The organism is Rhizobium sp. P28RR-XV (genome assembly GCF_012641385.1).
GTDB lineage: Bacteria > Pseudomonadota > Alphaproteobacteria > Rhizobiales > Rhizobiaceae > Rhizobium.
This window is the reverse complement of the sequence record NZ_JABAIG010000003.1, coordinates 64,956-83,156: the sequence shown is the minus strand read 5'-3', so window position 1 is coordinate 83,156 and position 18,201 is coordinate 64,956. Positions and strand designations below refer to the sequence as shown.

At 60.2% G+C, this 18,201-nt stretch carries 18 protein-coding genes; 12 read left to right on the top strand and 6 right to left on the bottom strand.

Annotation, left to right across the window (positions count from 1 at the left end; genetic code table 11):
* The first annotated feature begins 13 nt into the window (after positions 1 to 13).
* The 5 genes from bhcC (at position 14) to HGP12_RS07285 (ending at position 4,677) form a co-directional block, all read left to right on the top strand.
* Complete coding sequence (gene bhcC / locus HGP12_RS07305; protein WP_168839566.1) at positions 14 to 1,177, top strand: 3-hydroxy-D-aspartate aldolase BhcC; 1,164 nt, start codon at positions 14 to 16, stop codon at positions 1,175 to 1,177.
* 44 nt (positions 1,178 to 1,221) lie between these two features.
* The gene (gene bhcD, locus HGP12_RS07300) at positions 1,222 to 2,187 is read left to right on the top strand and encodes an iminosuccinate reductase BhcD (RefSeq protein ID WP_168839567.1); all 966 of its coding nucleotides are present in this window, start codon (positions 1,222 to 1,224) and stop codon (positions 2,185 to 2,187) included.
* 76 nt (positions 2,188 to 2,263) lie between these two features.
* The gene (locus HGP12_RS07295) at positions 2,264 to 3,262 is read left to right on the top strand and encodes a type I glyceraldehyde-3-phosphate dehydrogenase (protein WP_168839568.1); all 999 of its coding nucleotides are present in this window, start codon (positions 2,264 to 2,266) and stop codon (positions 3,260 to 3,262) included.
* A gap of 221 nt (positions 3,263 to 3,483) precedes the next feature.
* Positions 3,484 to 4,254, top strand: a complete 771-nt coding sequence (locus HGP12_RS07290; RefSeq protein ID WP_168878694.1) for a 2-keto-4-pentenoate hydratase — start codon at positions 3,484 to 3,486, stop codon at positions 4,252 to 4,254.
* 183 nt (positions 4,255 to 4,437) lie between these two features.
* Positions 4,438 to 4,677, top strand: coding sequence for a hypothetical protein (locus tag HGP12_RS07285; RefSeq protein WP_168839570.1), 240 nt, complete (start codon positions 4,438 to 4,440; stop codon positions 4,675 to 4,677).
* Positions 4,678 to 4,754: 77 nt separating this feature from the next.
* Here HGP12_RS07285 and HGP12_RS07280 read toward each other — a convergent pair whose 3' ends face one another.
* The 6 genes from HGP12_RS07280 to HGP12_RS07255 form a co-directional block, all read right to left on the bottom strand.
* On the bottom strand, positions 4,755 to 5,480 hold the full coding sequence (locus tag HGP12_RS07280; protein WP_168839571.1) for an SDR family oxidoreductase: 726 nt from the start codon (positions 5,478 to 5,480) through the stop codon (positions 4,755 to 4,757).
* 12 nt (positions 5,481 to 5,492) lie between these two features.
* The gene (locus HGP12_RS07275; RefSeq protein ID WP_281408209.1) at positions 5,493 to 6,554 is read right to left on the bottom strand and encodes a sn-glycerol-3-phosphate ABC transporter ATP-binding protein UgpC; all 1,062 of its coding nucleotides are present in this window, start codon (positions 6,552 to 6,554) and stop codon (positions 5,493 to 5,495) included.
* Between the two features lie 64 nt (positions 6,555 to 6,618).
* On the bottom strand, positions 6,619 to 6,825 hold the full coding sequence (locus HGP12_RS07270) for a DUF2160 family membrane protein (protein WP_168839573.1): 207 nt from the start codon (positions 6,823 to 6,825) through the stop codon (positions 6,619 to 6,621).
* A gap of 4 nt (positions 6,826 to 6,829) precedes the next feature.
* Positions 6,830 to 7,666, bottom strand: a complete 837-nt coding sequence (locus tag HGP12_RS07265) for a carbohydrate ABC transporter permease (RefSeq protein ID WP_168839574.1) — start codon at positions 7,664 to 7,666, stop codon at positions 6,830 to 6,832.
* 4 nt (positions 7,667 to 7,670) lie between these two features.
* Positions 7,671 to 8,546: a carbohydrate ABC transporter permease gene (locus HGP12_RS07260; protein WP_168839575.1), complete on the bottom strand. Its 876-nt coding sequence runs from the start codon at positions 8,544 to 8,546 to the stop codon at positions 7,671 to 7,673.
* A gap of 96 nt (positions 8,547 to 8,642) precedes the next feature.
* Positions 8,643 to 10,073, bottom strand: a complete 1,431-nt coding sequence (locus HGP12_RS07255; RefSeq protein ID WP_168839576.1) for an ABC transporter substrate-binding protein — start codon at positions 10,071 to 10,073, stop codon at positions 8,643 to 8,645.
* 292 nt (positions 10,074 to 10,365) lie between these two features.
* Between HGP12_RS07255 and HGP12_RS07250 the strand changes: the two genes are divergently transcribed.
* The 7 genes from HGP12_RS07250 to HGP12_RS07220 all read left to right on the top strand — a co-directional run bounded on the left by HGP12_RS07250 (position 10,366) and on the right by HGP12_RS07220 (position 18,177).
* Positions 10,366 to 11,250: a sugar phosphate isomerase/epimerase gene (locus HGP12_RS07250; protein ID WP_168839577.1), complete on the top strand. Its 885-nt coding sequence runs from the start codon at positions 10,366 to 10,368 to the stop codon at positions 11,248 to 11,250.
* Between the two features lie 65 nt (positions 11,251 to 11,315).
* Positions 11,316 to 12,524, top strand: a complete 1,209-nt coding sequence (locus HGP12_RS07245; RefSeq protein ID WP_168839578.1) for an ROK family transcriptional regulator — start codon at positions 11,316 to 11,318, stop codon at positions 12,522 to 12,524.
* Positions 12,525 to 12,553: 29 nt separating this feature from the next.
* The gene (locus tag HGP12_RS07240; RefSeq protein WP_168839579.1) at positions 12,554 to 13,531 is read left to right on the top strand and encodes a sugar kinase; all 978 of its coding nucleotides are present in this window, start codon (positions 12,554 to 12,556) and stop codon (positions 13,529 to 13,531) included.
* The gene (locus tag HGP12_RS07235; RefSeq protein WP_168839580.1) at positions 13,531 to 14,802 is read left to right on the top strand and encodes a class II D-tagatose-bisphosphate aldolase, non-catalytic subunit; all 1,272 of its coding nucleotides are present in this window, start codon (positions 13,531 to 13,533) and stop codon (positions 14,800 to 14,802) included. The genes HGP12_RS07240 and HGP12_RS07235 overlap by 1 nt, the downstream gene beginning before the upstream one ends.
* An 18-nt stretch (positions 14,803 to 14,820) precedes the next feature.
* Positions 14,821 to 15,546 (top strand): SDR family oxidoreductase, encoded by a 726-nt coding sequence (locus HGP12_RS07230; RefSeq protein WP_168839581.1) that lies wholly within the window; start codon positions 14,821 to 14,823, stop codon positions 15,544 to 15,546.
* 11 nt (positions 15,547 to 15,557) lie between these two features.
* Positions 15,558 to 16,331 (top strand): SDR family NAD(P)-dependent oxidoreductase, encoded by a 774-nt coding sequence (locus HGP12_RS07225; RefSeq protein WP_168839582.1) that lies wholly within the window; start codon positions 15,558 to 15,560, stop codon positions 16,329 to 16,331.
* A 505-nt stretch (positions 16,332 to 16,836) separates the two neighbouring features.
* A complete protein-coding gene (locus HGP12_RS07220; protein WP_168839583.1) occupies positions 16,837 to 18,177 on the top strand; it encodes a cyclopropane-fatty-acyl-phospholipid synthase family protein in 1,341 nt (446 codons plus the stop codon).
* Positions 18,178 to 18,201 lie beyond the last annotated feature (24 nt).

Genomic DNA, 18,201 nt, shown 5'->3' with positions numbered 1-18,201 from the left:
GGGAGAAAGAGCAATGAACATGGAACCGAAATTCGCCGGCATGGAAGTCGGCTACGACGTGCCGGCTCTTCCCGGCATGAGCGTCGACGAAATCCAGACGCCATGCCTGATCCTCGACCTCGATGCGCTCGAGAACAACATCCGCAAGATGGGCGACTATGCCAAGGCGCACAACATGCGGCACAGGGCGCATGGCAAGATGCACAAATCCGTCGATGTCCTCAGGCTTCAGCAGGAACTTGGCGGTGCAATCGGGGTCTGCTGCCAAAAGGTTTCCGAGGCGGAAGTCTTCGTTCGCGGCGGCATCAAGGATGTTCTGGTGTCGAACCAGGTTCGCGATCCGGCAAAGATCGACCGTCTGGCGCTTCTGCCGCAGCACGGCGCACGCATCATCGTCTGCCTCGATGACCTCGCAAATGTCGAAGAGCTATCGAGCGCGACGCAGAAATACGGCACGACGCTGGAATGCTTCGTGGAGATCGATTGCGGCGCCGGACGCTGCGGCGTCACGACAACGTCAGCCGTCGTCGAACTCGCCAATGCCATCCATGCGGCACCGGGTCTCAAGTTTGCCGGCATACAGGCCTATCAGGGCGCGATGCAGCACATTGACAAATATGACGACCGCAAGGCGAAGCTCGATGCGGCCATCGCCCAGGTCAAGGATGCCGTCGATGCCCTCAAGGCCGAGGGCCTGGAACCCGAACTGGTCAGCGGCGGCGGCACGGGCAGCTATTATTTCGAGAGCAATTCGGGCGTCTACAATGAGCTGCAATGCGGCAGCTATGCGTTCATGGATGCCGATTACGGCCGCATCCAGGACAAGGACGGCAAGAGGATCGACCAGGGCGAATGGGAGAATGCCCTCTTCATCCTGACGAGCGTCATGAGCCATGCAAAGCCCGACAAGGCAATCTGCGACGCCGGCCTCAAGGCGCAATCGGTCGATTCAGGCCTCCCCTTTGTCTACGGTCGCAATGACGTGAAGTACATCAAATGCTCCGACGAGCACGGCGTTATCGACGACCCGAACGGCGTTCTCAAGATCAACGAGAAGCTCCGCCTGGTTCCGGGCCATTGCGATCCGACCTGCAATGTTCACGACTGGTATGTCGGCGTGCGCGACGGCAAGGTGGAAACGCTTTGGCCGGTGTCGGCCCGCGGCAAGGCTTACTGATGAAATAGGAGGCTTCGGCCCCCGGCAAACCAGGCGGAAGTGCAATGATCATCATTCCCGAAAATGCCATCGCCGAGTTGGTCACGCCCTCTGATTGCTTCAAGGCGGTCGAAGAGGTCTTCGCCTCGATGGCGAACAGGTCGGCCTATAATTTTCCTGTGATCCGGGAGGCAATCGGGCACGCCGATGCGCTGTATGGCTTCAAGTCCGGCTTCGATCGCAAGAGCCTGGCGCTCGGTCTCAAGTCCGGCGGGTTCTGGCCAAACAATGCAAGCAGAGGCCTTACCAACCACCAGTCCACCATCTTCCTGTTCGACGCCGATACCGGAAAATGCCGTGCCGTGGTCGGCGGCAATCTGCTGACCGCGCTGCGGACGGCTGCCGCATCGGCAATCTCGATCAAGCATCTCGCCCGAAAAGATGCGAAGATCCTCGGCATGATCGGCGCGGGTCACCAGTCGACGTTTCAATTGCGCGCAGCCCTTGAGCAGCGCGCATTCGAAAAGATCCTCGCCTGGAACCCGCATCCCGACATGCTGAGCCGTCTGGAGGAGGTTGCCAAGGAGGAGGGCCTTCCCTTCGAGGCAGTCGATCGCGATCAACTGGGAGCGGAGGCGGATGTCATCATCTCGATCACCTCGTCCTTTGCGCCACTTCTTAAAGCTTCGCAGGTCCGCGCCGGCATGCATCTCGCCTGCATGGGCACGGATACGAAGGGCAAGCAGGAGGTCGAGGCCGAGCTCATCGATGCTGCAACCGTCTTTACCGATGAAGTCGAGCAGGCCATAACGATCGGCGAAACGCAGCATGCCATCGAAAAAGGCTTGATCCGTAAGGAGGCCATCGTCGAAATCGGCGCCGTGATCAATGGGACGCATCCCGGACGAACCTCGCAGGATGAGGTCACGTTGTTCGATGGTACGGGTGTTGGCCTTCAAGACCTTGCCGTTGCTTCGGCCGCCGTCGAGCTCGCTTTGGCGAAAGGCGTGGCAATTGAGGTCGATTTCTGACGCGGCGCATTTGGGGGAGGCATGAGGCGGTGATGTCGTCTACAGTTTCCGCTTGATCGAATAGGTGGAGATTCGCATGTCGGCCCGGGCAATAAGGATTGCAATCAACGGATTTGGCAGGATCGGGCGTTCCGTCCTGCGTCTCCTTCTGCGGGAGCGTCGCGACATCGAAGTCGCGCTGATCAACGACATCGCCGATTTGGAGACATGCGCTTATCTCTTTGAATTCGACAGCGTGTACGGTCCCTGGGCAGAACCGGTCTCCTTCGAGGATCAGCTTCTTATCGTCGGCGGGGCGTCGATACCGTTTCACAATGCTCCCGATATCAGCAAACTCGATCTTCGCGGCGTCGACGTTGTTCTGGAGTGCACCGGCCATGCCAAATCCAGGACCGTGGCGCAGCGGGGACTTGCGGCCGGAGCAAGGAGAGTTCTCATTTCCGGCCCTTCCGCCGCAGCCGACGTGACATTGGTGCTGGGGGCGAATGAGGAAGCCTTCCGCGATCAGCCCGTGGTTTCAAACGCATCGTGCACGACAAATGCGCTGGCGCCGCTTTTGCGCATCGTCGACCAGGAATTCGGCATCATCGGCGGTCAGATGACCACGGTTCATTGCTACACGGCAAGCCAGCCGACGATCGATCAGCCGCGGTCGGAACTATCGCGCAGCCGCGCGGCCGCCCTTTCGATGGTGCCGACGACAACGAGCGCGCATGCGATCGTCGGCGACGTGCTTCCTCATCTCGCCGGCCTCATCGAAGCCCGCGCCCTTCGAGTGCCGACCGCCAGCGTTTCGGCGATCGATCTGACCGTTGCTGTCAGGCATGTGTCAGACTTGGGCACCATGCGGGCAAGGCTGAAGCAAGTCGCCGAGGGATCACCGGTACTGGGCTGGATCGAGAAGCCATTGGTTTCGGTCGATCTGCGCGGTCGGCCTGAATCGCTCGTTTTAAGCGGACCGGAGATGTCGCTTTCCGCCGGCGGTCTCCTCAGGGTGTTCGGCTGGTACGACAACGAATGGGGCTTCTCCAACCGGATGATCGACATGGCTCGATATATCGGGCGGCTAAATTAGGGGCGGCGGCGCCGGCCGATCCTGGAGGAGGGGTAGGCGTGGAAATGGCAGCGGCATCTCACCGTATCCGACCCGTCGCCGAAGGGTGACGCGCCCGCGCGTGGCGACGGGGAACCGACCACTATGAGATTTTAATTTTTTCGCGTTTCCCGATGAATGGAACGGCTATGCATGTCGGGCCATCTTTGTCCTACAGCCAATGGTAGGATTGGAGCGCGAAGATGTATTTCGAACTGAAGGACACGACGGCGGATATTCTCGCAAAGAGCCGCCGTCGCGAGGAGCTGTGCGATCTTCCGCTCGATCTGATAGCCTCGGAGCGCGAGGCATATGATACCCAGGCGATAGCGCAGGACGCGCTCGGCTTCGAACGCAAGGGCTACGCGCTTGTCGGCACGAGCGATCCGGCGCGCCGCATGCTCGGGCTAAAGGGGCCGATCTATTCCAAAATCCCCGCCTTCGCCCTGCAACGGAAAGTCCAGACCTTCCGGCTGCCGCCGGGAACAATCGGTGTACAGTGCGAGTTCGTCTTTACGATGCTGCGATCATTTCCGGATGAGAGGGAGCGAATTTCCCTTAGCGGCGTGGCCGACGCCATCATGAGCTGCCGTCCGGCAATCGGCGTTATCGGCAGGCGGACGCGGCAGGTGATTGCCGGCGCCAATCCGGCGATCGCGGACTTCGGTCTGCACGTTGCAACCCTCTGCGGCGAGCATGCCGAAAGAGGCGAGGCCGGCGACTTCGCCGGGATCGAGGTCACGACGTTCCTGTTCCAGCAAACCATGCTTTCAGGCAATTCGTCATCGGTCATGGGTAATCCGCTGAATGCGGTTGCTTGGCTGGCGGGAGAGCTTGCGGCGAACGGCAGGCAGCTCGAACCGAGCGACATCGTGGCGACAGGCTCCTGCACGCCGATCCTCCAGGTCCGCGCCGGACAGCATCTGGCGGCCGACTTCGGGCCGCTCGGTCAGGTCGAGTGCCTGTTTAATTGACCTGGTTCAAAAGTCGAAAGGACTGATAATGCAGCCGCAACAGAGGCCATTCGTGGTCGAGATCAAGAAGAGCAGGCGTCCCCGCTCAAAAATACCTCCGATTCAGGGAGGCCGCGATCGCTTGACCGAGCAGAAAGATGCGGCGCGTGCGGGGCTGACCTTGCCGCGTGAGGATCGTCGCTGATGGTGAGCCGAAACATTCCTCATGAATATTTCCTGCTGTCCGCCGCGCGAGAGGACGGTCCCGTCGTCGGCTACATCCATGGTCGGCCGATTTCCAGCGCCATCATCGACAGGAACGGCAGTCGCTACCGTTTCGTCGGAGTTGCCATCAGGGACCGTCAAGGCCGCCTTGATGTCCTGTCGCTCAGGCGCGGAGAATGGATCGTTGCGCCCGACCTGATCTACGAAGAGGCTGCTTAATGGCGGCAAAGATGCTGCCGTTCCATATCGCTGAAATCCACGCGCCGTCGCAATAGCAATCATATGGCTGCGTGATCTCAGGCGATCATATAGCCGCCGTCGACCGGCATGGAGATGCCGTTGACCATGGCTGCCTCGTCCGAAAGCAGGAACAGGATCACCTCGGCGACGTCAGCGGGTTCGGCAAACCGACCCACCGGGATCCGTTCGCGCATCGGCGCTGCCTTTTCGGGATCGCTCCATGCCTTGATGGCCATCGGTGTCAGCGTGACGGTCGGATGGACGCCATTGACGCGAATGCCCTTCGGCGCCAGCTCTTTCGCCATTACGCGCGTCAGGCCGTCCAGCCCACCTTTCGAGGCGCAATAGGCCGCATGATCCAGTATGCCGACGAAGGCGGCGACGGAGGATACGTTGACGATCGCACCGGAAAGGCCTCTTTCGATCAGCGAGCGGGCAAATTCCTGCGCGACGATCATCGGGGCACGGGTATTGACGGCAAACAGGTGATCGAAGGCTTCGACCGTGGTTTCGAGAAACGACTGCAGTTCCGTCGTCCCCGCGCAATTGACGAGATAATCCGCCGGAAGCGCGGCCAATGCCGCCTCACGTGTCTTTTCGGCGTCGGCGAGATCGATCTGAATGGCCTCGCAGCCCAGTTCGTCGCGCAGCGAGGCAACGTCCGCCGCACTTCTGGTCAGGGCCACGACGCGGGCACCGCGCTTCACAAGTATTTCCGCTGTCACGCGGCCAATGCCCTTGCCCGCGCCGGTGACGATCACCCTCTTCCCTTCGAAATTCATCAGAACGTCCTCTTACAATCTCTTGTCGGTTTCTTCATCGAAGATATGAACATGGCGTGGGTCAATACGGAAATGCATTGTTCGCCCCGGCGCGATTTCGATCCGTTCGCGAATGAGCGCATCGATCGGCACTCCGCCGACCCGGCCGAAGATCAGCGTCTCGGAGCCGGTAGGTTCGAATACGGAGACCTCGACGGGGATTCCGCCATCGCCGATAGTAATGTGTTCGGGCCGAATTCCATAGGTCACCGGCCTGCCGTCTTCGGCGTTCACCTTCTCCACCGGCAGAACGACACCTTGCTCAGTGACGACGACCTGCCGGCCGTCGCGATTGCCGATCCGGCCCTTCAGGAAGTTCATCGAAGGACTGCCGATAAAGCCCGCGACGAAGATATTCGCCGGAAAATCGTATAGCTCCAGCGGTCTGCCCACCTGCTCCACCCGTCCGTCGCGCATCACGACGATCTTACTGGCCATCGTCATGGCCTCGATCTGGTCGTGCGTGACGTAGATGGTGGTGGTTTTCAGCCGTTGGTGCAATTCCTTGATTTCGACCCGCATGGTCACGCGCAACTTGGCGTCGAGGTTCGAAAGAGGCTCGTCGAAGAGGAAGACCTGCGGATCGCGCACGATGGCGCGGCCCATGGCGACGCGCTGGCGCTGGCCGCCGGACAGTTGCTTCGGATAACGATCGAGGTAACGGGAGAGATCGAGGATTTCGGCGGCGCGGCGCACCTTTTCATCGATTTCCGCCCTGGGGCGTTTCGCCATCTTCAGCGGAAAACCCATGTTCTCGGCGACCGTCTTGTGTGGGTAGAGCGCATAGGATTGAAAGACCATGGCGATGTCGCGCTCCTTCGGCGGGGCGTTGGTGACGACACGGCCTCCGATCCGGATATGGCCGCCGCTCACCGTCTCAAGACCCGCGACCATGCGCAGCAGCGTCGATTTTCCGCATCCGGAAGGGCCTACCAGAACGACGAATTCGCCGTCATCGATGTCGACGCTGACACCATGCATGACCTGAAGGGCGCCATATTTCTTCGTGACGTCGCTAATCTGTACGTTTGCCAATGTTTTCCTCCCAGATGCCGCAGTGCATGCTGTATTTTCCTGGTCGTCGCCGGCATTCATTGCCTTATCCGCGCCGGATGATGTAGGCGCCGAGCACGGCGGAAATCGCCGTCGCTATCCAGATCGAAAGCCCCAATGGTTCGATAAAGCGCATCCAGAGCAGCGACAGGGCCACCCAGATGACGACCGAGATGAACAGCCGGTCGAACCAATTCGTCTCTATGGGCAGGAACCCTGCCTTGCGCTCGCTGCTTTCGGATTCTGGAGACATGGGGTTATCCTTTCACGGCACCGAAGGTCAGGCCCGCAACGATGTGGCGCTGCACGACGGTGAAGACGATGAGAGCTGGAATGAGCGTGAAGACCGATATCGCTGCCATGATCCCCCATTGCGTGCCCGTCGTCGTGACATATTCCGAAAGCCCGGTGGTCAAGGTGCGCGCCCTGAAATTGGTCAGGGTCGCCGCGAGCAGATATTCGTTCCATGCGAATACCCAGGTCAGGATCAGCGTCACCGCCAGCCCGGGCCGCGCCAGCGGGAATATGATATCCGACAGAACGGTCCATGTGCTTGCGCCGTCGACATAGGCTGCCTCGTCAAGCTCTTTCGGAATGCCTTCGACGGTCGGGCGAAGCGTCCAGATCGCAAAGGGAAGGTTGAACGAGCAGTAGACAAGGATCATGCCGATCCGCGAATCCGCAAACGAGAAGCTGCCGATCTTGTAGACCTGCGTGAGCAGCAGAAAGAGCGGCAGCAGGAATACGGCCGGCGGCGCCATCCTGTTCGTGATTGTCCAGAAGAAGATGCTCTCCTTGCCGGCAAGGTCGAACCGCGAAAGCGCGTAGCAGGCGAGAAAGCCGAGCGTCGTCACCAGCAGCGCGTTGCCTGATGAAATGAGCAGCGAATTCACCATGTAGCCGCGCAGCGTCGGATTGTTCAGGACGTCGGTATAGTTCTTCCAGAACAGGCTTCTCAGGATGACTTCGGGCGTCGAGAACAGCTCGACCGTCGGCTTCACCGAAATGACGAAGAGCCAGTAGATGGGAAAGAGGGTCGCAAAGCTGATGGCGATCCACATGACGACCAGAAGCCAAGGATTGCGGGTCTTCATCGCTTCAACCTTTCCTGGCTCGCGGCGCGATCAGGCTGACATAGAGCAGCCAGCAGACGACGATGGTCAGATACAGCACGACGACCGAGATGGCCGAACCGTAGCCGTAGTTCGTTTTGGGGAAGACTTCCCTGAAGATGTGCACGCCGATGTAGCGCGTCGCGGAGCCGGGGCCGCCACCGGTCAGCATCAGCACTTCGTCCACGGTCCGAAGCGCATCCATGAGCCTGATGAAGACGGTGGCGATCAAGGCCGGCCGGATCATCGGAAGCGTGATGTGCCAGAAGATCTGGCTCTTGCCCGCGCCGTCGATCTGCGCTTGCTCGAACGGATCCGGCGGCAATGAAACGAGAGCGGCGATCAGCGAAAGCGTCACCAGCGGCGTCCAATGCCAGATATCCATGATCACGGTAACAATGAAGGCCGCAAGCGCGCTTTGGCCGATGTTGAGATCGAAGCCGAACCAGCTGTGCAGCAGATATGGGATGATGCCGATCGAGGGCGTCGTCATCAGCTTCCAGACCGATCCGACGATAATCGGCGCCATGATCAACGGCAGGGTATGGATGGTGCGGAATATCGCCTTGCCGGGGAAATCCTTCAGGAGTGCCTGTGCGAGCACGTAGCCGAGCGCGATCTCGGAGACCACGGCGAAGAAGACGAATGCCGCCGTGATGCCCAGGGACGCCAGGAACTGCTGATCGAAAACGACCTTGCGGTAATTTTCCGCCCAGTTGAAGACCATGTGGGGATTGGCGGCAAAGGGATTCCAGGCATGAAAGGAAACCCATACGACATAGACGAACGGAAAAATGCCAAAGAGCCCGAGGATCACTATGGTTGGTGACAGCAAGAGCCAGCCGAGCTTCTGTGAATGCATCGCCCTATCCCCCTGTGGCGGTTGCTAATATGCCCGTTTCGCAGCAATGGGAGACAGGCCGCGATTGACCGCGGCCTGTCCGCTCGGAAGGGAAGGCTATTTGCGATAGCCGAGCGAGGTCAGCTCTTCCTCGGTCTTTGCCGCCATCTGGTCGAGGCCCTCGTCGGGGCCTATCTTGCCGGTCAGGATATCGAAGAAAATCGGAGCCGTCGCTTCGCGCACCTGGGCGTGGAACGGATAGGGCGGGGCGCCGGCGAAGAGCTTGCCCTGATCTTTCAGCATCGTATAGAAGCCACCAAGCTTGACATCCATGGCCTTGACCTTGGGGTCGTCGAAGGTTGCGGTATTGGTGACGCGCGGCGCGGCAATCGCCCAGTCGGGCTGCACATCGTTCTGGCCGATGAATTGCAGGAAGAGCAGGGCGGCCTCCTGGTTCTTGGAGGTGACGGGCAGGCCGAAGGCGCCGCCGTCATAGTAGCCGACGTAGCCCTTGCCGGTTTCGGCGGCCTCCAGCACGCCCGGCTCGAGCGGCGGCAGGGCAAAGCCGACCTTGCCCGTGACCTTCGACTGCGAGGAATCGGTCGCGATCCAGGCCGCGTTCTCGCCATAGACCAGGCCCTGCGCCACCCGGCCGGCGGCGAAGGTCGTGGCGACCTCCGTCCATGTGGATTGCGAGGATTCCGGCGGTGCGATGTCGCGCAGATGCAGCCACCATTTCAGCGCGGCCTTCGCCTTGTCGCTGTTCATCTGGCCGCCATGCTCGACGGTTGCCGCATAGTCCTTCTGCGCATCGATGCCCCAGTTGTAGACGCCGAAGGTCGGCGCGACGGACTCGAAGAATTCATACCATGAGGCCGGATGGCCCGTATGGGCCTGCGCCGTCGAGCCCCACAGCTGCATGTTGTGATCCTTGCCCCACTGGGTAAAGAAGTCGGCAATTTCCGTATATTGTTCGTGCGTGGTCGCTGGTTTCAGATCATGGCCCGTCTTCTGCTTGAAAGCCGCCTGGATTTCCGGATCTTCGAACAGGTCCTTGCGATAGAGATAGGTCTTGAGGAAGGCCTCCATCGGAACGCCGTAAAGATCCCCGTTCGCATCCTTGAAGTAGTTGGAGAAGCTGGTGAAATTGGCGGCATCGTAGGTCGGCGCCTTCAGATCCGGCTGGTCCTTCAGCGCCTTGGTGATGTCGGTCAGGAAGTTTCGCGCCATATAGGAATAGACGATGTCCTGCTCGATATAAACGACGTCGTAGATGCCGGTGCCGGCTTCCATGTCCTTGATCGCCTTGTCGTACATCTGGTCCCAGGACGTCGTTTCGATTTCGACCTTGATGCCTGTCTTCTTCTCGAACTCAGGCGCCAGCACATCCTTGATGTAGTTGGAAGGGGGCGTAGACTCGGTCACTCCATGCAGCGTCACGCCCTTGAATTTTGCTCCGGCGTCGGACCAGAAGTCTGCCCAGGCCGGCGAGGCGGCGGCAAGGCTAAGCGTCAGCGCGATGGCGCTGGCTTTCATAGCGTATCTCATTTCAATCCTCCCAGATTACAGCGAGATCATTCGCCGAAGAATTCTTAGCTCGAAATTCCATCGTTTGCAATATTTGTTGCTTTAACATGCAAATTATGGAGCTATCCCGTTGTTTTGGTTGTCGATATGATCAACGAAGGGGGAAGAAATATTAGCTTTGACATAAAATGCTGCAATGCAAAGGTATTATCGCTGCAATAAAGTTCGTTTCGTCAAATTTGTTTGTTGCTTTGCCATACTAAATAACTTAACTTTGGATAAAGCTTGGACGAAAAATCACGAGGACATGATGATGCGACGCTTGGGAATCCATTCATTTGTATGGACGGGCGGCCAAACCCAGGAAGGGCTTGAGATGGCCCTGCGAAAGACGGCCGAGCACGGTTATGGAACCATCGAGTTCGCCTATCTTCGCCCCGAAAAATTCAACCTGGACCGGCTCGCAAGGCTCGCGCAGTCGCTTGACGTGGAGATCGGCGTGACGATGGGGTTGCCGCTCGACAAGGACGTGTCGAGCGACGATCCCTCGGTCGTTGCGGAGGGCAAGCGGATGCTGGCCGACGCGGTGCGCGCAGTCAGGGACATCGGCGGCAACAAGCTGGGCGGCATCCTTTATTCCGCACACACCAAGTACAATCGCCAGCCAACAAGGAAGGGCTGGGACAACAGTGTCGGCGCCATTGCCGCGACGGCCGAAGTGGCCGGGCAAGCGAAAGTCGATCTCGTCCTCGAAATCGTGAACCGGTTCGAGACCAATCTGTTGAATACGACCGCGCAAGGGCTGAAATTCATCTCCGAGACCGGCTCCGATCATGTTCGCCTGCATCTCGACACCTTCCACATGAACATCGAGGAGGCCAATCCCGCCGCGGCGATCCGCCTGGCCGGCGACAAGATCGGCTACTTCCACATCGGCGAAAGCAATCGAGGCTATCTCGGCGATGGCGTCATCGACTTCGACCTCATTTTCGACGCCCTGCTCGATATCGACTACAAGCGCGACATCGTGTTCGAGAGCTTTTCGACTGCCGTCGTCGACGAGGGATTGTCGCTCGCCTGCGCGATCTGGCGCGATACATGGACCGATAACGATCCTCTTGCCGCCCATGCGAAGCGTTATATCGAGCTCAAATATGACGAGGCCAAGCGCCGGCGTGCCACAAGCGCCCGTCCCTGATAATCCTTCGTGTGACCCGCTCCGGCCGTATAGGTTGGCGCGGGTCGATTTGAAGGGATTGGAATATGAACGACACCGTCTCCATCGGAAGTTCGCCGCGTAGAATTCGCCAGAGCAATCTCGTTGCGGCCCTGCAGGCAATCTACAGCCATCGCGGCATGAGCCGCGCCGATCTGGCGCGAAAGCTCGGCATGAACCGCTCGTCCTCCGGTGAGATCGTCGCCGAGTTGACGGAAGGCGGATTTGTTCATGAGCTGGAGGCAGGCAGCAGGCGCGGCGAGCAATCCCGCGCGGGGCGGCCGGGCATCATGCTGGAGCTCATTCCCGATGCCGCGTTTTTCGTCGGCATCGAGATCGGCGTGGAGCACATATCCGCCGTGGTCATCGATCTTGCCGCAGAAGTCAGGGTTTGCCGCAAGGTTGCCTTCGACACGCTGTCTTCGACGGTCGAGAGGGCTGTCGAACATGGCATAGCATTGATCGTCGGCGACATGACCAAGGAGATGATGGTGCGGTGCAGGGGGCTGGGCATATCGACGCCGGCGCATATCCGGCCCGACGGCTCGGTGAGCCTTGCGCCAATTCTCGGATGGCGGGACGTGCCACTGAGGGGGATCTGCCGGTCTGCATTTCCGGTCGAGGTTCCGATCGCGATAGAGAACGATGCGAATGCCTTTGCCATAGGGGACAGCTATCGCAGCCGCATCGCAGGCGTGACGCTTTTCCTGCTCATGGAGACCGGCGTCGGCGGTGGGATCATCATCGACGGCAAGCTGTTTCGCGGCGGCCACGGCCTGGCCGGCGAAATCGGCCACACTCTCGTGTCCGGAAGCGGCGGGCAGAAATTCGAACAGCTGATCGGGCGCGAAGTGCTGATCAAGCAGTATCGCGAGGCTGTCGGGAGGAACGACGCCGACCTGCAGGACTTTTTGGTCGGCGTTCGCGATCGTGTTCCGGCGGCCGTCAACATTGCGGAGACATGGTCGCGTCATCTGGCATATGCGCTGCTGCAGGCCTGCCGGCTGATAGACCCAGGCAGGATCGTGCTCGGCGGCTCGGTCGCATCTCTCTATCCGATGGTTGCCGCTCGCGTGGCCGTCCATATGTCCGAAGGCCAGAATATTCCCTTTCCCAATCCCGAAATCGTCGTTGACGAAGACGCGGAGTTCGGGTCCGCATTCGGAGCGGCGTGCATGCTGCACCAGCGCTTCCTTTCGCTGGAGAACGAGGAGTTCAGCGGTGACGACGGCATGCTGCAGCGCTCGGCGGTTTGACAACAACAGGTATCGAAAGCAGGACTGCGATGACTTCAGCACTGGCTCCTGACCAGCTCGGCCCGACAATATGCGTCGGGGAAATTCTCGTGGAGATCGTCGCCACGACCGTCGGCGATGGGTTCGTCGAAGCCCAGCCATTGATCGGGCCTTTCGCCAGCGGCGCGCCGGCGATTTTCATTTCCCAATGCGGGCGCCTCGGCGGCAGTGCGGCCATGATCGGCGCTGTCGGCGCCGACGATTTCGGCCGGGTGAATATCGAAAGGCTGAAGCGTGATGGCGTCGACCTTTCGGCAATATCCATCGATCCGGATTACCCGACTGGCAGCGCCTTCGTTCGTTATCGTAAGAACGGCTCCCGCGATTTCGTCTACAACATCGCCAAGTCGGCCGCTGCGCGTTTCGGCTGGAGCGAAGGTGTCGGCGATCTCATCGGCCGCGGCGGCCATCTGCATGTCATGGGCTCGGCGCTGTCGGTTCCGAGCGCACGTGAGGTGATCGACAAGGCTGTCGATATCGTGAAGGCTCGTGGCGGCACGCTCTCGGTCGATCCGAACATCCGCAAGGAACTCAAGCTCGATGAGGACACCGAACGACGTTTTGCCAAGCTCGTCGCTGCCGCCGATCTGCTGCTGCCATCCGGAGAGGAACTGGAGCGGGCGGCTGGTGTTGAAGGCGAGGCGAATGCGATCCGCCGCCTGTTCGACATCGGGGTCAAGGAGATCGTGCTGAAGCGGGGCGCGGATGGGGCGACCTATTTCAACAGCAAGGGCGAGCGCATCGATGCTCCGGCCTTTATCGTCAAGGAAGTCGATCCGACCGGCGCCGGCGATTGCTTCGGCGGCGCCTATCTTACCTGCCGCCGCCTGGGCATGCCGGCAGAAGATGCTCTGACCTATGCGGCTGCTGCCGGCGCCCGCAATGTCACCGTCGTCGGCCCGATGGAAGGTGCCGGCACCCGCGAGGAACTCGATGCGTTCATAGCCGCTACCGCGAGGCGTTCCTGATGCAGATCCATCTCAACGAACTGGCAACGCTGAGAGCCGAAGGCCGGCCGAAGGGCATCACCTCGGTCTGCTCGGCGCACCCGTTGGTGCTCAGAGCCGCGCTCCGGCATGGTCGCCTGCATTCGAGCACGGTGCTGATCGAGGCGACCTGCAACCAGGTCAATCATCTGGGCGGTTATACCGGCATGACGCCGGGCGACTTCGCCGCCCTTGTCCGGCGGATCGCCAAGGAGGAGGGCTGCCTGGAGCAGCTCATCGTTCTGGGTGGGGATCATCTCGGCCCAAATCCATGGCGGGATCGTCCGGCTGAAGACGCCATGGCCGAGGCGGAGAAAATGGTCGCCGCCTATGTCGATGCCGGGTTTCGAAAAATCCACCTGGACGCCTCGATGGGCTGCAAGGGCGAGCCCGCCTCGCTCGACGACGAGACCACGGCTCGTCGCGCGGCACGTCTCGCTGCTGTGGCCGAAGCTTCGGCGCGGAGGAGCGGCGGTGCCATGCCGGTCTATGTGATCGGCACGGAGGTCCCGCCACCCGGCGGTGCCGATCATGCTCTAACGACCATCGAGCCGACGGCGGCCTCGGCTGCCCGCAAGACGATCGACGTCCACCGGCGCGTGTTTGAGCAAGCGGGTTTGCACGAGGGGTTTGGACGTGCCATCGGACTGGTCGTCCAGCCCGGCGTCGAATTTGGCAATCACAATGTCATTGTCTACGACCGTAGCAAGATAGCCGAGCTGAAGTCAGTGCTGACGGATGAACGGCAATTCGTTTTCGAAGCCCACTCGACCGACTACCAGGGTGCGGCGGCGCTGACAGCCCTCGTGGAGGATGGGTTTCCCATCCTGAAAGTTGGTCCCGAACTGACTTTCGTGCTGCGCGAGGCCCTTTACGGGCTGGATCTGATCGCTTCCGATCTCGTGCCCAATTACGGCGAGCGGCCGCTTTACGCTGCCATGGAAGCATTGATGCTGGCTCATCCGAAGAACTGGAGCCAGCACTATCATGGGACCGGAGGTGAAAAGCGCTGGCTGCGGCATTATTCGCTGTCCGACCGCATCCGCTACTACTGGGCTTCGGCGGACGCCCAGTCTGCTGTCGAGAAACTATGTGATGTCCTGCAGGGGCGGACCATACCGCTGCCGCTGTTCTGGCAGCATATGCCGGTCGCGCAACATTTTGCCGATGCGCCGCTGGACCCGCAAGAGGTCCTGATCTGGCGGGTCACCCGCAGCCTTGCGGACTATCACGCCGCTTGCGGGGCAGTTTAACCACCCAAGGAGGAGAAAATGGACGAATTGAAGGGAAAAGTGGCTGCGGTCACCGGGGCAGCATCCGGGATCGGATTGGCTTCCACGGAGGCCATGATCGCGGCGGGGGCGACGGTCGTTCTGGTCGATCGCGACGAAAAGGCGTTGGGATCTGTTTGCGAGCGCCTGGGAGGCCGGGCTATTCCGCTCGCCATCGACCTATTGGATACCGAACAATGCGCCTCGCTGCTGGATGACATCCTCGCGAAGGTCGGCCATCTCGACATCCTGCATGCCAATGCCGGCACCTATATCGGCGGCGACCTGGTGGAGGCCAATCTCGACGCCATCGACCGGATGCTCAACTTGAACGTCAATGTCGTCATCAAGAACGTGCGAACCGTGGCGCCGCATATGATCGAGCGGGGAACCGGCGACATCATCGTCACGAGTTCGGTCGCGGGCCATTCGCCGGTGCCCTGGGAGCCTGTCTATTCGCCGTCGAAATGGGCGATGACATGCTTCGTGCAGACCATGCGGCGTCAGCTTCTGAAGAGCGGAATCCGTGTCGGTTCGGTTTCTCCGGGCCCCGTTATCAGCGCCTTGCTCGCCGATTGGCCGGAAGAAAATCTGCGCAAGGCCAAGGAGGCCGGCGCCCTGATCGAACCCAAGGAAGTGGCCGATGCGATCATGTTCATGCTGACGCGTCCGCGCAACGTCACGATCCGCGACGTCGTGGTCCTGCCGAGCGCTTTCGACATCTGAGGAGCCGAACCATGAGCTACCTGAAAAAATTTTGCCTGGACGGCGAGCGTGCGGTGGTGACCGGCGGTGGCCGTGCGATCGGCCTTTGCTGTGTGGAGGCGCTGGCCGAGGCCGGGGCAGCCGTTGTCGTCATCGAGCGCGGCGAGGCCGACGCCCGAGAGGCGCTCGCCCTGCGGGATAGGGGCTACGACATCGATCTGCGGATCGGCGATGTCACCGATTCCGCGCGGATGGAGGCGATCGCCACGGAGCTTGCCGATGGCGGCCGCGCCGCGACGATCCTGGTGAACAATGCCGGGATCGGCCAAAGCGGCATCCCCTCGCAGGACGTCACGGATGCCGATTGGCTGCGCATGATGGATGTGAATGTCAACGGCGTTTTCTGGTGCTCGCGGTCCTTCGGCCGTCACATGGTCGCGATGAAGCGCGGCGCCATTGTCAATCTCGGCTCGATGTCCGGAACCATCTGCAACCGGCCGCAGCCGCAGACGCCGTATAACGTGTCCAAGGCGGCGGTCCATCATCTCACACGCTCGATGGCGGCCGAATGGGCTGAGCACGGCGTCAGGGTAAACGCCGTCGCGCCGACCTATATCGAGACGCCGATGGTCATGGCGGTCGAGGCCAATCGCGATCGCATTCCGATCTGGCTTGCCGACACGCCGATGGGGCGGATGGGCACGCCTGAGGAAGTCGCCAGCGCGGTCCTCTTCCTCGCATCGGGCGCCGCAAGCCTCATGACGGGTGCCATCGTCAATGTCGATGCCGGCTTTACCTGCTGGTAGGTGTTCCGTTTGATGGAGGAGGAGCGGGCTCTTTACTTCCATCCAGATAGAAGCGGCCGTTGGAACGGCTGGTTTCATCATGCTCCAGTCTCGTCCGCAGACGAGACTGGCGTGTATCATGGGCTTTCAGGGCCGATCCATCCTATTGTTTTTACGCAAGCTCCGACCGGAAAGCCGCCGGGCATTTTTCCCGGAATTGTTTCGTGCGGCGCTTTCCGCTTTCGGGAGGAGCGATGGACTATCCGAGTCCCGCGTGGAGACGAAGCTTCGCGGATGTGAAGCGAAGGTCTCGAATTCGTCATCCTGGCGGATCGAGGCGACGATGACGATACAACCGCATCGGGCATTGCCACAATCAAGTTTACGCAACCTTGATGTCACAAATGATTTGGCTATTCTACCAGATTAGGTAGTACGCTTTGTGCGTCGAAATACCGTCTCGGGTTTCTCGGTCGCCCTCGGGCAGCGGAGCCGCCCGCAAGGAAACGATAAACAGGTAGTTTTCATGTTCCTAGAAGCAGCTCTTTCCAGTTTGATCAAAATCGGAACGCTTACGGTCACTTTTCCCGATGGTTCCACGCGCGATTTCGGTACGGGATCGGAACCGCGCGCAGCGATGAAAATAAAAACCGCCCGCGCAAAGCGCCGTCTTCTCCTCAATCCTGCCCTGGGACTCGGCGAGGCCTATATGGATGGCGACGTCGAGCCGGGCTCGGGCGATTTCTTTCAGATGATGGACTTGCTCGTCCTGAATATGATGGAAGGTGGCACCCACCCTTTCAGCAAGGTCATGGACAAGGTTCGCTGGCTGCGCCGACATCTCGATCAATTGAATTTCGCCGGACGCTCGAAGCGCAACGTTGCCCATCACTACGATCTCGATGCGCGCCTTTATTCGCTGATGCTGGATGAGGACCGGCAGTATTCCTGCGCCTATTTCCCTGTTGGCGATGAGACGCTCGAAGAGGCGCAGCTCAAGAAGAAGCGGCATATCGCATCGAAGCTCATGCTGGATCGTCCAGGCCTCGAGGTTCTGGATATCGGCTGCGGCTGGGGCGGCATGGCGCTTTATCTCGCCAGGGAATTTGGAGCACGGGTAACAGGCCTCACCCTTTCGGAAGAGCAACTGCTGGCCGCGAAAGCGCGGGCGAAGGATGCCGGTCTTGAGCACATGGTGACGTTCGAGCTGCTGGACTACCGCTCCTGGACCCGGCCCGTCGACCGCATCGTCTCCGTCGGCATGTTCGAGCATGTTGGCATCAATCACTATCGGACCTTCTTCGACAAGATCCGCGCGGTGCTCAAGGAAGATGGCGTTGCGCTGATCCACGCGATCGGCCGGGCCGACGGGCCAGGCAGCACGAATCCCTGGATCGCAAAATATATTTTCCCCGGCGGTTATTCGCCGGCGGTCTCCGAAGTCCTGTCCGTGGTCGAGAAATCCGGGCTCTGGACGACCGACATCGAAATCCTGCGTCTCCACTATGCCAAGACCCTCGAGCAATGGAGGGAGCGCTTCATGAGGAACAGGGCCACGCTGGCCAAGCTTTATGACGAACGATTCTGTCGGATGTTCGAATTCTATCTGATCGGATCCGAACTCGCCTTCCGCCGCATGGGTCACATGAACTGGCAATTGCAGCTGACGAAGGATGTCTCTGCTCTGCCGCTGGCACGTGACTACATGGTCGATATCGAGCGGGCGCGGACGGCTATCGCCGAGCAGGGGAAGTCGCAGCCGATCGAAGCCGCAAGCGCGCGGGCGAGACGGGATCTGACAGTGCATGACGAGCGCAAGCCGCGTCAGCAAAATCAATCCGGTACGGAGTCTTCCCGGAACCTTTGAAAACAGCTTTCGCTGTGCCAGCTG

What these genes read in the sequence shown, in the direction of transcription:
- HGP12_RS07265 (WP_168839574.1), bottom strand. Translation starts at nt 7,666, where the DNA reads ATGAAGACCCGCAATCCTTGGCTTCTGGTCGTCATGTGGATCGCCATC.
- HGP12_RS07240 (WP_168839579.1), top strand. Translation starts at nt 12,554, where the DNA reads ATGACTTCAGCACTGGCTCCTGACCAGCTCGGCCCGACAATATGCGTC.
- HGP12_RS07255 (WP_168839576.1), bottom strand. Translation starts at nt 10,073, where the DNA reads ATGAGATACGCTATGAAAGCCAGCGCCATCGCGCTGACGCTTAGCCTT.
- HGP12_RS07295 (WP_168839568.1), top strand. Translation starts at nt 2,264, where the DNA reads ATGTCGGCCCGGGCAATAAGGATTGCAATCAACGGATTTGGCAGGATC.
- HGP12_RS07220 (WP_168839583.1), top strand. Translation starts at nt 16,837, where the DNA reads ATGTTCCTAGAAGCAGCTCTTTCCAGTTTGATCAAAATCGGAACGCTT.
- HGP12_RS07260 (WP_168839575.1), bottom strand. Translation starts at nt 8,546, where the DNA reads ATGCATTCACAGAAGCTCGGCTGGCTCTTGCTGTCACCAACCATAGTG.
- HGP12_RS07290 (WP_168878694.1), top strand. Translation starts at nt 3,484, where the DNA reads ATGTATTTCGAACTGAAGGACACGACGGCGGATATTCTCGCAAAGAGC.
- HGP12_RS07280 (WP_168839571.1), bottom strand. Translation starts at nt 5,480, where the DNA reads ATGAATTTCGAAGGGAAGAGGGTGATCGTCACCGGCGCGGGCAAGGGC.
- HGP12_RS07250 (WP_168839577.1), top strand. Translation starts at nt 10,366, where the DNA reads ATGCGACGCTTGGGAATCCATTCATTTGTATGGACGGGCGGCCAAACC.
- HGP12_RS07230 (WP_168839581.1), top strand. Translation starts at nt 14,821, where the DNA reads ATGGACGAATTGAAGGGAAAAGTGGCTGCGGTCACCGGGGCAGCATCC.
- HGP12_RS07225 (WP_168839582.1), top strand. Translation starts at nt 15,558, where the DNA reads ATGAGCTACCTGAAAAAATTTTGCCTGGACGGCGAGCGTGCGGTGGTG.
- bhcD (WP_168839567.1), top strand. Translation starts at nt 1,222, where the DNA reads ATGATCATCATTCCCGAAAATGCCATCGCCGAGTTGGTCACGCCCTCT.
- HGP12_RS07285 (WP_168839570.1), top strand. Translation starts at nt 4,438, where the DNA reads ATGGTGAGCCGAAACATTCCTCATGAATATTTCCTGCTGTCCGCCGCG.
- HGP12_RS07270 (WP_168839573.1), bottom strand. Translation starts at nt 6,825, where the DNA reads ATGTCTCCAGAATCCGAAAGCAGCGAGCGCAAGGCAGGGTTCCTGCCC.
- HGP12_RS07245 (WP_168839578.1), top strand. Translation starts at nt 11,316, where the DNA reads ATGAACGACACCGTCTCCATCGGAAGTTCGCCGCGTAGAATTCGCCAG.
- bhcC (WP_168839566.1), top strand. Translation starts at nt 14, where the DNA reads ATGAACATGGAACCGAAATTCGCCGGCATGGAAGTCGGCTACGACGTG.
- HGP12_RS07235 (WP_168839580.1), top strand. Translation starts at nt 13,531, where the DNA reads ATGCAGATCCATCTCAACGAACTGGCAACGCTGAGAGCCGAAGGCCGG.